The 14,557-nt window shown below is 71.1% G+C and carries 10 protein-coding genes and 1 pseudogene; 6 read left to right on the plus strand and 5 right to left on the minus strand.

Annotated features, from left to right (window positions below):
• Positions 1 to 909, plus strand: coding sequence for an aldo/keto reductase (locus tag MCM47_RS34745; protein ID WP_238950926.1), 909 nt, complete (start codon positions 1 to 3; stop codon positions 907 to 909).
• A 194-nt stretch (positions 910 to 1,103) separates the two neighbouring features.
• On the plus strand, positions 1,104 to 1,841 hold the full coding sequence (locus tag MCM47_RS34750; RefSeq protein ID WP_238950928.1) for a VOC family protein: 738 nt from the start codon (positions 1,104 to 1,106) through the stop codon (positions 1,839 to 1,841).
• Positions 1,842 to 2,057: 216 nt separating this feature from the next.
• Here the strand turns inward: MCM47_RS34750 and MCM47_RS43555 are convergent.
• Positions 2,058 to 2,555: pseudogene (locus MCM47_RS43555) on the minus strand (transposase); the annotation flags it as partial.
• 478 nt (positions 2,556 to 3,033) lie between these two features.
• Here MCM47_RS43555 and MCM47_RS34760 point away from each other — a divergent pair.
• The gene (locus tag MCM47_RS34760; RefSeq protein WP_238950930.1) at positions 3,034 to 3,483 is read left to right on the plus strand and encodes a hypothetical protein; all 450 of its coding nucleotides are present in this window, start codon (positions 3,034 to 3,036) and stop codon (positions 3,481 to 3,483) included.
• Between the two features lie 83 nt (positions 3,484 to 3,566).
• On the plus strand, positions 3,567 to 6,239 hold the full coding sequence (locus tag MCM47_RS34765; protein WP_238950932.1) for a tetratricopeptide repeat protein: 2,673 nt from the start codon (positions 3,567 to 3,569) through the stop codon (positions 6,237 to 6,239).
• A gap of 481 nt (positions 6,240 to 6,720) precedes the next feature.
• On the opposite strand, the gene MCM47_RS34775 is transcribed toward MCM47_RS34765, so the two are convergent.
• Positions 6,721 to 7,011: a hypothetical protein gene (locus MCM47_RS34775; protein ID WP_238950934.1), complete on the minus strand. Its 291-nt coding sequence runs from the start codon at positions 7,009 to 7,011 to the stop codon at positions 6,721 to 6,723.
• Positions 6,950 to 8,212, minus strand: coding sequence for a tyrosinase family protein (locus MCM47_RS34780; protein ID WP_238950938.1), 1,263 nt, complete (start codon positions 8,210 to 8,212; stop codon positions 6,950 to 6,952). Before MCM47_RS34780 ends, MCM47_RS34775 begins: the two co-directional genes overlap by 62 nt.
• Before the next feature lie 207 nt (positions 8,213 to 8,419).
• Between MCM47_RS34780 and MCM47_RS34785 the strand changes: the two genes are divergently transcribed.
• On the plus strand, positions 8,420 to 8,842 hold the full coding sequence (locus MCM47_RS34785; protein ID WP_238950940.1) for a hypothetical protein: 423 nt from the start codon (positions 8,420 to 8,422) through the stop codon (positions 8,840 to 8,842).
• Positions 8,843 to 9,283: 441 nt separating this feature from the next.
• Here MCM47_RS34785 and MCM47_RS34790 read toward each other — a convergent pair whose 3' ends face one another.
• Positions 9,284 to 9,889, minus strand: a complete 606-nt coding sequence (locus tag MCM47_RS34790; RefSeq protein ID WP_238950942.1) for a DUF5134 domain-containing protein — start codon at positions 9,887 to 9,889, stop codon at positions 9,284 to 9,286.
• 216 nt (positions 9,890 to 10,105) lie between these two features.
• Positions 10,106 to 10,861 carry a DUF1775 domain-containing protein gene (locus MCM47_RS34795; RefSeq protein ID WP_238950944.1) on the minus strand — a complete coding sequence of 252 codons (756 nt, stop codon included), beginning with the start codon at positions 10,859 to 10,861 and terminating at the stop codon, positions 10,106 to 10,108.
• Positions 10,862 to 11,786: 925 nt separating this feature from the next.
• On the opposite strand from MCM47_RS34795, the gene MCM47_RS34800 reads away from it, so the two are divergent.
• Positions 11,787 to 14,354, plus strand: coding sequence for a collagenase (locus tag MCM47_RS34800; RefSeq protein WP_238950946.1), 2,568 nt, complete (start codon positions 11,787 to 11,789; stop codon positions 14,352 to 14,354).
• Positions 14,355 to 14,557: the final 203 nt, after the last annotated feature.

A 14,557-nucleotide genomic window follows, 5' to 3' on the forward strand; every position in this document is an offset into this window, starting at 1 on the left:
ATGCGCCAGCGCACCATCGGCGGGACTGCGGTCAGCGCGATCGGGCTCGGTGCCATGCCGCTCTCGGTCGAGGGCCGGCCGGACGAGGAGACCGCCCTGGCCACCCTGCACGCCGCGCTCGACGCCGGCGTCACCCTGATCGACACCGCCGACTCCTACCACTGGCACGCCGCCGAGGTCGGCCACAACGAGCGGCTGGTGGCCCGCGTCCTGGCCGAGCGCCCGGCCGGCGACCGCGCGGCCGTCCTGGTCGCCACCAAGGGCGGGCGCGGCCGGCCCGGCGACGGCTCCTGGACGGTCGACGGTCGGCCGGAGCACCTGCGCCGCGCCTGCGAGGGCTCGCTGCGGCGCCTCGGCATCGGGGCCGTCGGGCTCTATCAGCTGCACAAACCCGACCCGCGGGTGCCGTGGGCGGAGTCGGTGGGCGCCCTGCGCGACCTGGTGGACGCGGGCAAGGTCCGCACGGCGGGGATCTCCAACGTCGACGAGCAGCAGATCCTGACGGCCCGGGAGATCCTCGGCCCGGCCCTGGTCTCCGTGCAGAACCGGTTCTCGCCCGCCGTCCGCACCGCGGAGCCGGAGCTGCGGCTGAGCGAACGCCTGGGCCTGGCCTTCCTCCCGTGGAGCCCGCTGGGCGGCCTGGCCCGCAGCGTCCTGGACGACCCGGCGGACCGGGCGGCCACGACCGGCGCCTTCCACCGGATCGCCGCCGCGCGCGGGGTCTCGCCCCAGCAGGTCGGCCTCGCCTGGCTGCTCGCCCTCTCCCCCGCCATGGTCCCGATCCCCGGCGCCCGCCGCTCGGCCAGCATCCGCGACTCCGCCGCGGCCGCGGATCTCGACCTCGACCCGTCCGAACTGGCCGAGCTCTCCGCCCCGTTCGGCGCGGACTGGGTCGAGGGGCCCGGGTGACGTCGCGCTCGGTCGGCCGCTCGTCGGGGTCGTCGATCCGGATCGTCGAGGCGCGCAGACGCAGGTCCGTTCCGCACACACCGCCCCGCCACCCCGGGCTCCAGGGCCGCCCGCCGCCCGCCCACCGCGCGGAGCTGGCTCGACGCCCTGGAAATCCGGCTGAAACCGGCCGTCTGTGGATCTAGGATCTGCGCATGGCAACACGACTCGTGCAGATCAACATGAAGGCCCAGGACGACGCCGCGCTCGGCCGGTTCTGGGCGGAGGCACTCGGTTGGGGTGTCGACAGCGAAGGCCCGGGCGTGACCAACCTCGAACCGGTCGGCTTCGCCTACCCCGACCCGACGGCCGTCTGCATCGACCTCATCGCCCGCCCGGAGCCCAAGACGGGGAAGAACCGGGTGCATGTCGACCTGGCCACCACGTCGACGGCCCATCAGGCCGAGCTGGTCGCCCGTCTGAAGGACCTCGGCGCGACGCTCGCCGACGTGGGCCAGGGTGACGTCCCCTGGACGGTCATGGCCGACCCCGAGGGCAACGAGTTCTGCGTCCTGGAGCCCCGGGAGATCTACCGGGACACCGGGCCGATCGCCGCGGTGGTGGTCGACTGCACCGACCCGCGGGCGATGGCCAGGTTCTGGGGCGAGGCCATGGACTGGACGGTGCACGAGGTGGCCGACGACCACGCGACCATGCGTTCCGCCCACGGCGTCGGTCCCTACCTGGAGTTCGTCCGCACCCCCGACACCAAGAGCGGCTGGAACCGGGTCCACCTGGACGTGAGCCCCTACCCCGGTGACGACCCGGCAGCCGAGGAGGCCAGGCTGCGTGCTCTGGGCGCCTCCGACCCGGGCATCGACCAGTCCGCCATCTCCTGGCGGATCCTGACCGACCCGGAGGGCAACGAGTTCTGCCTGCTCAGCCCCCGCTAGTGAGCTGGTCCGGAGATTCCTGAGCAGTATCGGCAGATTCGGTCGATGATCTGGTCGGCGGTCTCGGTCCACTTGAAAGGGCGGGCGCTGTCGTTCCAGTTCTTGATCCAGTCCTCGAGCGTGGTCTTCGGGTCGTCGAGCGAGCAGAACAACTCCACGCTCGAGGCAGCGCCGTTCCAGCTCCGCGAACCATCGCTCGACCTGGTTGATCCAGGACGAGTATGTCGGCGTGAAGTGCAACTGGATGCGGGGATGCGCGCCCAGCCAGCGGTGCACCACGGGCGACTTGTGGGTGGACAGGTTGTCGCAGATCCCGTGGACCGCCAGGCCCGGCTCGGTCTGGCGGTCGATCTCCTCGAGGAAGTCCCGAAAGTCCACGGCGCGGTGCCGGGCGGACACTCGGCTGATGACCTTGCCGGTCGCGACGTTCAGCGCGGCGAACAGATCCACGGTGCCGTGGCGGACGTAGTCGAAGCTGCGGCGTTCGGGGACCCCGGGCACCATCGGCAGCACCGGCGCGGTCCGCTCCAGGGCCTGGATCTGCGCTTCTCGTCCACCGCGAAGACCACTGCGTTCGCCGGTGGGGCCAGATAGAGGCCGACCACGTCCCGGATCTTGTCGATCAGCAGTGGGTCCGGAGAGATCTTGAAGGTCTCCGTCCGCCGCGGCTGCAGCCCGAAGGCCCGCCAGGCGCCGCTGGGGACCGGCACGCATCGCACCGGATCCGGCGGCAGCCGGACTTCCGTGACCAACGGGGTTACCCGCGCCCACCTCCCAACCCCGGCCTGATCACCCCACCCCGACCCGGGCGGCGGCAGCGGCACAGCCCCGCACCCGGCCCCAGAACCCACAACCTCGACTGCTGCGGCGCCAGGATGGTTATCCCTGCAGTTACGACATCCTCGATCCACCTGCAGCACTGCACGTCAACCGCATGGAGTCCCATGGAGTTCAGACTCAGACGCCCGAAGCCGCAGCTCCAGCTCCGAACCCTCGCCGCCCTCGCCCCGCACCGCCCTTTGGGAACTCGCCCCACCGACCTCCGCCTGATCGACAAGGCCCATGGCTTCGGTCGCCACGAACAGTGGCCCGCCTGACCCGATCCGGACCTTTTCCCGCCGCCCTGTCCCGGAGTTCCGTAGACTTGGCCTTGATCGCCCATATCCGGTGCGGTCAAGGGGAGTTGGGGATCATGGAACTCGATGCGTTCATGGCACTGGCCGGTCCGGCCGTCACCTCCGCAGCGGCCGCCTACGGCGGCACGGTCCTGATCCGGGCCGAGGAGGCCGCGGCCGACGCGACCGTGGGTCTGGGGCAACGCATCATCGCCTCGGTCTGGCGCCGCAGGGACACGCAGCAGCGAACCGAGCTGGAGGCCTGCCTGGACGATGCCACCCGGCCGGGCGACGACGACGCGCTGGGCGCCGTGCGCCACCAGATCCGGCGTGCCCTGCGCTCCGATCCGGAACTGCTGGCCGAGTTGGCCGCACTGCTGCCCGCCGGGGAACCCCAAGGCACCACAAGGGTGGAGGCCAGTGGCGCCGGCTCGGTCGCGGTCAACGGCAGCATCCACGGCCCGGTGACCACCAACGTCACCACCACGCCCGTCTCACCCACCGCGGCGCCGGGCGGCGCCGAGTGACGAACCCTCACACACCCGGTGCCATCTCGGTCCACGCCGAGGGCATCGCGTCGGTAGCCGCCGGCGGCAGCATCCACGGTTCGGTGACCATCCGGACCACGGTGCTGCCCGCCAGTGCGGTACGCGACGCCGCCGATACCGAGGCCCGTGGCGTGGTGTCCCTGCGCGCCCGGAAGCACACCTTCACCGGCCGGACGGCCGAGCTGACCGAGGTGCGGGCCGAGCTGGCCCGGAGCACCGGCACTTCGGCCGTGGTCCTGCACGGTCTGGGCGGGGTCGGCAAGACCGAGTTGGCCCTGCAGTACGCCCACCTGCACAGTGAGTCGTACGACCTGATCTGGTGGATCGAGTCCGCCGTCCCCGGAGCCACCGAGGCGGCCCTCGCTGCGATCGCCGAGCAACTGAGCCCGCACTGGACGGGCACGGAGCCGTCGCTCTCCGCCCGGGCCGCCTGGGCCAGGACCTGGCTGCAACAGCACGACAGGTGGCTCCTGATCCACAACAACGTGGAGGAACCGGCCCTGCTGGAGGAACTCCTGGGCAGTCTCCCGCGCGGACACCATCTGATCACCAGCCGGAATGCCACCGGCTGGCAACATCGCCAGGTACGGTTTGTCGGCCTCAACGTCCTCCCCCGCAACGACTCCGTGGCGCTGATCGGCTCCTGGGTGCCGTTCGCCTCCCCCCAGGAGGAGTGGCACGCCGGCCAGCTCGCCAGGGAACTCGGCGACTTGCCACTCGCCCTGGAACAGGCCGGCGCCTACATGAACCAGACGATGACCAGCATCGAGGAGTACCGAAGCAGCCTCCACGAGATCCTGGACGAGGCCGCCCTTGACCACGCCGGCGACGAGCAGACCATCGCCGGCGTCTGGACCCTGACCCTGACCGCGCTGGCCGAGAGCAACCCGCTCTCCGTCGAGCTGCTCCACACCCTGGCCTGGCTCGCCCCCGACGGCTTCCCTCGGGGGCTGCTGGCCGGACTCACCACCAGCCCGGTTCGAGCGACGACAGCGCTCGGTCTGCTGCGCGCGTACAACATGGTCACCCTCTCCCTGGAGGAGGTGACCGTCCACCGGCTGGTGCAGAAGGTGCTGCGCGACCGGGCCACCCGCGAAGCGGCCGCGCGGGCCACCGCAGACGGGCCGCCTCCCGCACCGCGCGGACGGGAGGCCGCCGAGCGCATCCTGCTCGCAGCCGTATACCCCAACGGGCCGGAGGAGAATCCCGACACCGTCCAACTCGCCCGGCTCGCAGCACACGCGACCGCACTCTCCACCACCGACCCCGGCACCTACCGCCCCGGGCCTGCCCAGCTCTTCGACGACACCGCACAGCACCTGCGCCGCCAGGGTCAGACCATTCGGGCCCTACCGGTCCTCCGGGCATACTCACGGCAGGTCGTGGCGGGCTTCGGGCCCGACCATCCGACGGCCCTGATCGGCTGCAACGCGTTCGCCTCCGCCTTGGCGGCGGCCGGCGAGCTCGGCGGCGCGATCGAGGCCCTGAAGGAATTGCGCGAGCGGAGCATCCGGGCGCTCGGCCCGGGCGTCCTCCCAACCCTGAACATCCGCGCCAACCTGGCCTCCGCCTACCACGACAGCGGCCGATTCGATTCCGCGATCGAGGAGTACATCGACGTCACCGCCGTTGCCGCGGAACACCTGGGCCCGACACACACTCAGACCCTGGCCCTTCGCAACGGCCTAGCCCTGGCGTACCAGGACAGCGGCCGGGTCAAGCAGGCGATCGACATCTACGAAGACCTGCTCCGTGACGATGGGCTTCTGGTCCGGGGGGACGACGACGCGACCCTACCGGCGCCGAACGTGGCCCGGGTTCGGAACAACCTTGCCGGAGCGTACGAAAGTCTCGGCCGGTACGAGGAGTCGATCGCACACTACCGCAAGGCCCACAACGAGCTGACTGCCTTCCTCGGGGCCGGGCACCCGACCACCGTGGACTGCCTCTGCAACCTGGCCTACGCCTTGGAGTCGGCCGGTCGACTCGATGAAGCTTCCGCCATCTACCACGATGTGTTGGAGCAACGGGTGGCGACCCTGGGCGAGGACCACCCCGACACCCTGCTGAGCCAGAGCAACCTCGCCAACCTGTACCTGACGAATGGCCAGGTGGAAGCCGGACTGCAGCTGTGCCACCGAACATTGGTCCAGCGCGAGCAGATCCTGGGCCGGACCCATGTCGACACGCTGCTGAGCCGAAACATGCTGGCCTCGGCCCACGAGTCCGCCGGCGACCTGGAGCGGGCGGCCGAACTGTTCGAGGAGACCCTCGGTCAACGCGAGAAGGTTCTTGGGAGCGGGCACCCCGCAACCCTGCGCACCCTGGCCAACCTGGCGTTCTGCCGCCTCCGGCTGGGGGACGCCGCAGCGGCCGTCCCGATGTTCGAGAAGGCGCTGATCGGCCAGCAGCGGCTCTCCGGGCTTGACCACCCCGATGCCCTGAACCACCTCCACAACTTGGCCGCCGCCTGCCGAGAGGCCGGAGACCTCGACCGGGCCCGGGACCTGTTCACCACCGCACTGGACCGACGCACCCAGGTGCTGGGCGAGCACCACTTCGAGACCCTCACCACGCTCAGCGGACTGGCCAGACTGCACCAGGCTGACGGGCATCTGGACCGCGCCATCCCCCTCTACGAGGCGGCGATCGCCGGTCTCACCAAGGCGCTCGGCCCCGACCATCCCACTACCCGGGCTGTCTCCGGCTACCTTGCCGAGGCCCGCACACCCTGACGCCACGCTCCGGCTGCCACCCGCGATCGGCGGCGCCCCAACCCAGCTCACTGCCGACCGGCAGCACAGGAAAGGGTCCTTCCCGCAGGTGGAGGACGACGTGGACGAGGAAGACGCGGAGGAAGACGACGGGGTATGGGCCGAGTTCCATCCCGATGGCCTAGGCTTCAACGCGCCCTGGAACGGCTGCTACGACACCTGAACCTGCGCCGACGAGGAGCCGCGAGCCGCTCCGGACGGCTGCTCGGCCCCGGGCCAACCGGCGCGCCATCACGCCGATCATCGCCCAGCGGATCATCGTCTCCGCGTGCGCCGGACTGCTCTCGTAGTCCCGTGCGAAGCGTCGGTGGGCGGTGATCCACGAGAAGGTCCACTCGAACGGCTCCGCGCGCTCGGAGCCCGACCCGAAGGTCCCCGGCAGGTCCCGTAGGACCTGCCGGGGCTCGACGAACCGGGCGGACGGCCCGCTGTCGGGAGCGTCTCAGATGCTGGTGAGGCTGACGCTCTCGAAGCTGGGCTTCGGGGCACGTGTCTCCGGCTGCGGGATGGACGGCACGATCGAGACGGTCAGCGGACCGTCCGGTAGCAGTCCCTGTTCCGTCAGCCGTTGGACCTGATCGGTGACGTCGTAGCTCGCGTCGTGCCCGCTGGCGCCGGCCATCCCGAAGAAGGAGATCCAGCCGACGAAGTAGGGGCCTTCCGGGTCGAGGTCACCGCTGGGGCCGTTGAGGAAGACGTGGAACGGTGTCCCGGGCGGCAGCTCGGAGTGCACGTTGTGCACGGTGAGGATGAGGTTGGTCTGCGGCTCGTCGCTGGCGGCGAGCGAGCGCATGGCCCCCTGGACGCCGCTCGGCTCCAGGGACACCGTCGTCGCAGCCTGGGCGTCGAGCAGCTGCCGTGGGGTTGCCGACGGCGGTGGTCGCCAGGACCCGTTCGCCTGCCTGCGGGGCCTGGGCCGGCGGTACGCGCGCCGGGCGGGTGCCCGCCCCGTCGGTCAGCGACTCGTACGTGTAGTCCTGCGCATCCTTCAGGACCGTCTCGGTGGAGGGCCGCTTCTGCTTCCCGGTCTCGTCGAAGAAGATGAACTCGTGGTCCAGCCAGGACGCGTGGTCCGGGTTGTGATTGCCCTTGTCCAGCCAGGCCGTCCAGAGCCGATCGAGGTTGGCGTGGTGCAGCCAGAAGATCGGATCACGGGGGGATCCGTCCACCCGGCCCATCCAGCCGCCCACACCCCCGTGCACCTGGTTGTGCGGGACGTCCTCCAGGTCGCCGAAGGCGAGCTGGAAGTGGATCATGTCGGTGTAGGTGATCTCGCTGCCGAAGGTCGGCTGGGTCGACTGCCCCTGGCTCTTCGTGGCGGCGAAGATCGTCTCGCTCATCGCTCTGAAGGGATTGACGTCCGGGTATCGGAGGATCTGGTGGGCGGAGTTCTTCTTCTTGGCGCGGTGCGGGATTTCCCAGAACTCGGCCTCCGACGCCGGCTCGAAGTCGTCCCGGAGGAAGAGCGGGTTGTCGACCGTGAGGTTGGTGCCGCCCGGGCGGTCCGGCATCTTCGGGCTGCGGAAGGCCGCCGGGAGCGCGCGCGAGGTGAAGGTCGTGGGCGGGGTCTTGGTGGGTGCGTCCAGGGCGTAGTTCCAGTAGGGCAGCGCCCAGGTCGCGGAGGGGTCGGGGGTGATGTTCTCCTCGGCGGCGATCTCCTTGATGGCCGCACGGATGATCCGCTCGAAGTACCAGAGGTAGCCCCGGTGCCACGGCAGGAAGAACCAGCCGCCGTGCGGACACTGGGTGAAGGCCTCGTTCTCCTCCGTCACGGTGGGAGGGACGCCGTGGATGCACCCCTGGAACACCCAGCTGGTCGGGTCGGTGAGGGGCCTCTGCTGCAGCCGTCCCACGGCCCGGGCGTACCAGTACAGCACTGGGTCCCAGTCGTCCATCTTGCTCGCGTCTCGTCGCACGAACGTACCGTTCGACATGTCACTCCTGTGGTTGGGCGGGACGCCCTCGTCGGGCGCCCCGGATTCGTACCGGCGGCGACGACCACCGCACATGTCTTTCGTCTACAAACCTCGGGCGGGTGAACCGCGCGTGCTATCCGGACGCGCGACGCAGGCGGAGCGTGGCGGTCGCAGGAACCTGGAACGAGGTGCTCGATGTGCCTCACCTTGTCCAGGAGGGACGACATGAACGTCACGGAGCTGAGCGGGAGCTACACGTACCGGAGCTTTCTGGAGCTTCCGGATCCCGTCGACGACTTCAACAAGCTGCGGTTCGCACAGGCGGAGCTGAACCTGGTGGCCGCACCGGACGGCTCCGTCAGCGGTGAGCTGATCCTCTCGGATCCGGGAGAGCAACCGTTGATCGTCATGGATATGACCGGACGGGCATCGGCCTCGTCCGGCGTCTCGTTCACCCTGAGCGGCCGGGGCCGGCCGCCCATCGCCGATTTCCACTACGAGTACGACGGCATCATCCTGCGCCACTGGGAGACCGGGGTCGACCAGCGGAAGGTCCTCGCCGGGACGGTGCTGCGGGCGGAGCCTCATGGGGGCGCGCCCGCCGGGCAGACCGCGAGCTTCCTCGCGGTGCGACGCGACGGCGTGTAACCCGGTCGACGGACGGCCCGGCCGGGCCGCGGCGATAGGGGCGGCCCACAGGGCACCCGGCTCTGCGGGCCGCGTGCGCCGGCCGGTCGCTGCGGCGGGCAGGGCGGTGTCGCTCACAGGCTCTTGCACGGGAACCCCCGTTCCGGTGGCCTTACCCCCGTTCTCCAAGGTAGGCCGGGGCGCCGTACGACGCGCGGGGAGCCCGGGCGGGGGCGCTGGCGGTCACTCCCCGTTGCCACGGCCGCGGCAACGGGGAGTGACCAGAACCACAGTGCGCGACAACTGACGGACGGTCGACGATTCCGATCGGGCTGGACCGGGCTCCGTGCGGCGTCCGTGCGGGCTCTGCGCGGCGTCTGCCCCGCCGGTCCCCGGTCCCTCGCCCTGCAGGTCCTCTGCCGGTCGAGGGAACGAGGACCGGCGGGAGGGGGCGACGGCTCGTCAGCCCATGGCGAGCAGCATGTAGAACATGCCCATCGCCATCACCGTGCGCCGCGCGGAGACCAGCCCGGACGAGGTCAGGAGGGCCGGTCCGCCGGCGCGGGTGAGCCGGGCGCCGGTGGCCGGGCGCAGCAGCAGCGAGCCGGCGCCCCGGACGGCGTAGCCCAGGAAGTACGCGGCCAGGGCGAGCAGCGCCCACTCCGGCACGGTCGAAACGACGCCCCCGTGGGCGGCACCGCCACCGGCATGCTGGTGCGCCGGTGCCACGCACAGCACCAGTGCGGCCATCGCAGCCGCACTGAGGACGTGGTGGGGGTAGTGGCTCCAGGTGCCCGCGAACGCGGTACGGGGGTGGCGGCCCAACCGCCCCGCCAGGAGCAGTGTCGGCCAGACCACCGAAGCGGTGAGCAGGGCCGCCCACAGGACGGGTGACAGGGGGTCGAACGCCGGTGCCATCATCCCGACCATGGCGAGACCCATGACGATCTCGGCCGGTTCCAGCCGACGGTCGTGGCAGCCGCGTCCCACGACGACGAGGACGCAGTGGACCGTACAGAAGCCGGTCAGGGCGATCAGCAGCGCTGTGGCGATCACGGGTTCATGCACGGGAGCCACCGTTCCACGGGCGCGCGCCGGCCGCACTGGAGCCGGGCGGCGATCGGGCCGTCGCGGGGCCCTTCGCCTGGTGAGCGCCCTGCGGGCCCCCTTCCACTTCCACGGTAGGCCGGGCCGCTGCACGACGCTCGGGGGAAGCCGACCCGGTTCGGAGTGCCCGCCGCCCCGCGCACCACGCGGGCGGGCACGCGGCGTCGGGGCGACCGGTCAGCCTGTGGAGTCCCGGCTCCGTCCGCGCCGCCACCACCAGACACCGGCGGCAGCGGCGAGCACGCCGAGGCCGACGCCGACGGGGACGGCCGAGGACGAACCGCCGTCGTCGCCGGCGGAGGTGGCGGCGACGGGCGAGACGGACGACGAGACGGACGGGGACACGGACGGGGACACGGACGGCGCGGCACTTGGGGCGACGGTGCCCGCGGGACCGGTACTCGGCGCGGCCGTGGAGGGGGCGAGCGGCGTGGCACCCGGCGATGCCGGCGCGAGCTTCAGGACGGGAGCCGGGTGCGCCGGCTCCACGCCGCCCTGCGGCAGTTCGATCCACCGGTCGACGTGGCCGTCGCCGTACGTCTCCAGCGTCTTGAAAGCCACCTCGTCAGTGTCGGGCAACTGCCTGATCGTGATCTTGTGCGTGACGTCCTGGCCCACCGCGAGCGCGGGGCCGCCGACCGTGTAGCCGTCCGCCGTGGTGGCGAAGGTCCAGCCGGCGGGGGCCCCGGCGAGGGCCACGTCGCCCGGGGCGATCCCCTCCGGCAGGACGACCTGGACCTTCGCGAGACCCGCGGTGCCCGACTCGGCCTCACCGGTGAAGGTGACCGTCACGTTCACGGCCAGGGCCCTGGCGTCGTCCGACTCGACCTCGACGTGCGCGAGGGCCGCGGTGGCGGTCAGCGCGACGGCGGCGGCAGCCGACGCGGTGACGGTCACGGCGCGGGCGACAACGCGTGAGCGGGACACGGACATGGAAACCCTCCCGGCTGACGGTGGCCGTTCCGGGCACGGCCACGACGCAGCCATCGTGCACCAGCCGGGCCCGCGCCATCCCGCGACGGACCGGTGCGCCCGGAAATCGGGTCCGGGGTAGGCGAGGGCCCGGGAGCCGGCCGGGCCCGGGCCGCCCGGTCGCCGTGTCGGCGTGCTGCACCCACCCTCCCACCCCCAGTCAGCCGGGGCCGAGAAGCGGGCGGCCAACAGCCACCGTCTCGTCGGGGCCGCTCCACGGCGGGTCAGGTGCACGTGCGGTCGTTCGCCGGGATCCGGCCCGTCGTCAGGGGGCTGTCGTCATGATCCCTTGGGAGTGCGGGCGAGAAGGGAACTCGCGGTGCCACCGCACTTTCACCGCCCCGAGGGACGGCCCTGTGACGGGGGCGAACCGGCGGGGCATCGGACCCGAAGGCCGTTCCTCCCCGCACTCGGGACCGTCTTCACCTCGGACGCGGGTCCGGACGCGGGTCCGCCTCCTTCCCAGCTTCGGCGGCTCTCTCTGCTCGCGTGGCCCTCGGCTACTCGTCTCCGTCGACGCGTTGCCGACGGGGACAGAGACCCCAGTCTGACCATGCAACGCAAAACCGCAACACGCGCCTCGCCGGCCCCACGTTCGGCCCGACAAGCCGACTCTGACCTCCACGGGCCGGCTCGGGGACGTCGGTACCGGCCGGTGTCTGAGGGGCACTCCGGAGCAGCGTCCGGGGGGCCGTGCGGGTCTGGGCGGCTCCGACCGGGAGCGCCGGGGGTGACCGGCGAGCGGCGGGCCCGAGAAGGCTCCAGGTATGACATATGAACTGTGACATTGCTCTCTTCCCTCAGGGGTGGCAGGATGCATGCCGGTTCCCCCATGCCTGCCTGACGGTCCCGCGAGCTTCACCCCCACGACGAAGAGGACTTGGCCGTGCGTCTGCGCATACCCCTGCCCACCCTCGCAGCCGGCTTGGTGGCCGGCTGCATCGCGGCGGGCACACTGATGCCCGCCCCCGCGACCGCCGTGCCCGCCGCGGTCGGCGGCAAAGCCGCCCCCGCCACCGCCCCCGCATTCCCCAAGCCTGCAGGGGCCTCGACGGACCAGGCCACCGAGACGGGCACCGAGGAGCACCACCACAGCGTGGTCGCCCCGCTGTCGCCCGAAGTGCTCAGCCAGCCGAGCGAACTGACCGTCCCCGGCGCCACCACCAGGACCCCGGAGCCCGCCGGCAAGCCGACCGGTCTGGCGGCCGCTGCCGCCGCCGCGCCCGGTTGCACCCCCTCGGACTTCTCCTCGCGGACCGGCACCGAACTGGTCAGCTTCATCCTGGGCTCGACCACCGACTGCGTCACGACGCTGTTCGAGGGCGTCGACGCGACCACCGCGCCGGGCGTCTTCAAGCAGTCCCAGATGGTGCCGGTCGCCGCCGCGTACAAGGAGAAGGCCGACGCCTACAACGGCACCAACGGCAACGGAATCCAGCAACTGGTGCTGTTCCTCCGGGCCGGCTACTACGCGCAGTACAAGTTCTCCGGCACGGTGGGCGGTTACGACGGCAGCCTGACCAACGCGGTCAAACTCGGCGCGGACGCCTACTTCGCCAACCCGCGCTCCAACGACGTCACCGACGCCAACGCGGACATCCTCAAGGAAGCGCTGATCCTGACGGACAGCATCAACCTGCAGGGCAGCTTCCTCGACGTCTACAAGCGCTACCTGAACGCCTACGACGCCTCGTACGACGCCAACGCGAAGATGTCGAACGCGGTCAACACCATCTTCCGCACCCCCACCTGGCGCGGCGCCTCCAACCCGCAGTTCATCAACGCGCTGACAGCCGACACCAGCCTGCTCACCACGCTGGCCGACTTCGCGGTCAACCACCGCGACCTGTTCGCCGGTGCGAACGGCGCGCTGGCCGCCAACGCGGGCAACAACCTGACCAAGCTCTCCGGCGCCAACGCCACTATCGCGGCGGTCGCCCGTCCGCAGGTGAAGCGGGTGCTCGAATCGGCCCCGATCCCCGGCCCGTACGGCGCACTCTGGGTGAAGGTGGCCTACCAGGTCAGCGTCAGCTGGCCCGGCGACTGCGGGTACTACGGCACCTGTGACCTGCCCGCCGTGATGACCGCCAAGGTGCTGCCGAACCAGCTCACCTGCGACAACAGGATCATCAAAGCCCAGGCGCTGTCCCGGGCCGAGCTGGACGAGGTCTGTGCGAGCCTGCGCAACGAGGACGCCGTCGTTCACGGCATCGTCAAGGACAACGGCCCGATCCCCGACCAGTACGCCAAGACCGTGGTGGTCGGGATCTTCGCCAACAAGGCCGACTACGTCACCTACTCGTGGCCGATCTTCAACAACGGCACCGACAACGGCGGCCAGACCGTGATGGACGCCACCGACCCGAACAACCAGGCCCGCATCGTGATGCACCAGAAGGCATGGAACGTCAACGACCCGGCGCGGGTGTGGAACCTCAACCACGAGTACACCCACTACCTCGACGCGATCTACGACATGAAGGGCAACTTCTCCACCCAGATGTCGGTGCCGACCATCTGGTGGGTCGAGGGACTGGCCGAGTACGTCTCCTACACCTACCGCGGCGCCACCGACGTGGATGCGATGGCGCAGGCGGCCAAGCACACCTACAAGCTCAGTGACCTGTTCCAGACCACCTACGGCAACGCGGACTCCACCCGGGTCTACCCCTGGGGCTACCTGGCGGTCCGCTACATGCTGGAGAAGCACCCGGCCGACGTGAAGGCGATCCTGGAGCGCTTCCGGATCGCCGACTACCAGGGCGCCTACGCGCTCTACAACGGCTTCGGCACCCGCTACGACGCCGACTTCGACGTGTGGCTGAACGCCTGTGCCGCCGGTGCCTGCGACGCCCCCGGCCCGACCTCGCTGTTCGACCAGACCGTGAACGGCGCGACCGTCCAGCTCACCGACCGCTCGGTGCAGACCGGTGCCGGACGGATCGTCAAGTGGAGCTGGTACTTCGGTGACGGCTCCCCCGCCTCGCAGGAGCGCAACCCCAGCCACACCTTCGCGAAGGCGGGCTCCTACACCGTCGCGCTGACCACCACCGACGACACCGGCCGCTCGGCCACCACCCCGGCCACCGTGACCACCACGGTCGACGGCGCCCCGGTCACCCTGCCGGCCTGCACCCAGACCCGCCAGGACGAGCTCGGCAGGAACTGCTCCCGCGCGGACCGCGCCCGCACCAAGGGCAACCTGGACTACCTGTACGTCTACCTGCCGGCCGGCACCAGCACGCTGAAGGTCGACACCTCCGGCGGCACCGGCACCGCCCACCTGTACTACAACGCCGACACCTGGGCCTCACCGTCCGCCTTCACGGCCTCGTCGACCCAGAGCGGCACCACCCAGTCCATCACCGTGACCAACGCGACGGCCGGCTACCGCTACATCAGCCTCTACGCCGTCACCGACTTCAGCGGCGTCACCGTCAGCGCCCGGTTCTGACCCCAGGCCCTGGCCGATCCCCGACCAGCAGGCCGCGCCCGCCGGCCGGTGCCCCGCGCACCGGTCGGCGGGCGCGGCCGTGGGGTGCCGGGGCGGCGGGCGGGCGGAGGCCGACGGTCGAGGGGAGGCGGCGCCTTCCGCTGCCCCGAGCACGTGGAGTGCGATGGGACGTTCGCCAACGGTCGCCGTCAGTGTTGCGGGGC

Source organism: Kitasatospora sp. A2-31 (genome assembly GCF_022288725.1).
In the GTDB taxonomy this organism is placed as follows: domain Bacteria; phylum Actinomycetota; class Actinomycetes; order Streptomycetales; family Streptomycetaceae; genus Kitasatospora.

Bases quoted from the DNA above. Each gene is read 5' to 3' on its own strand.
- MCM47_RS34750 (WP_238950928.1), top strand. From the start codon at position 1,104: ATGGCAACACGACTCGTGCAGATCAACATGAAGGCCCAGGACGACGCC.
- MCM47_RS34760 (WP_238950930.1), top strand. From the start codon at position 3,034: ATGGAACTCGATGCGTTCATGGCACTGGCCGGTCCGGCCGTCACCTCC.
- MCM47_RS34785 (WP_238950940.1), top strand. From the start codon at position 8,420: ATGAACGTCACGGAGCTGAGCGGGAGCTACACGTACCGGAGCTTTCTG.
- MCM47_RS34795 (WP_238950944.1), bottom strand. From the start codon at position 10,861: ATGTCCGTGTCCCGCTCACGCGTTGTCGCCCGCGCCGTGACCGTCACC.
- MCM47_RS34780 (WP_238950938.1), bottom strand. From the start codon at position 8,212: ATGTCGAACGGTACGTTCGTGCGACGAGACGCGAGCAAGATGGACGAC.
- MCM47_RS34745 (WP_238950926.1), top strand. From the start codon at position 1: ATGCGCCAGCGCACCATCGGCGGGACTGCGGTCAGCGCGATCGGGCTC.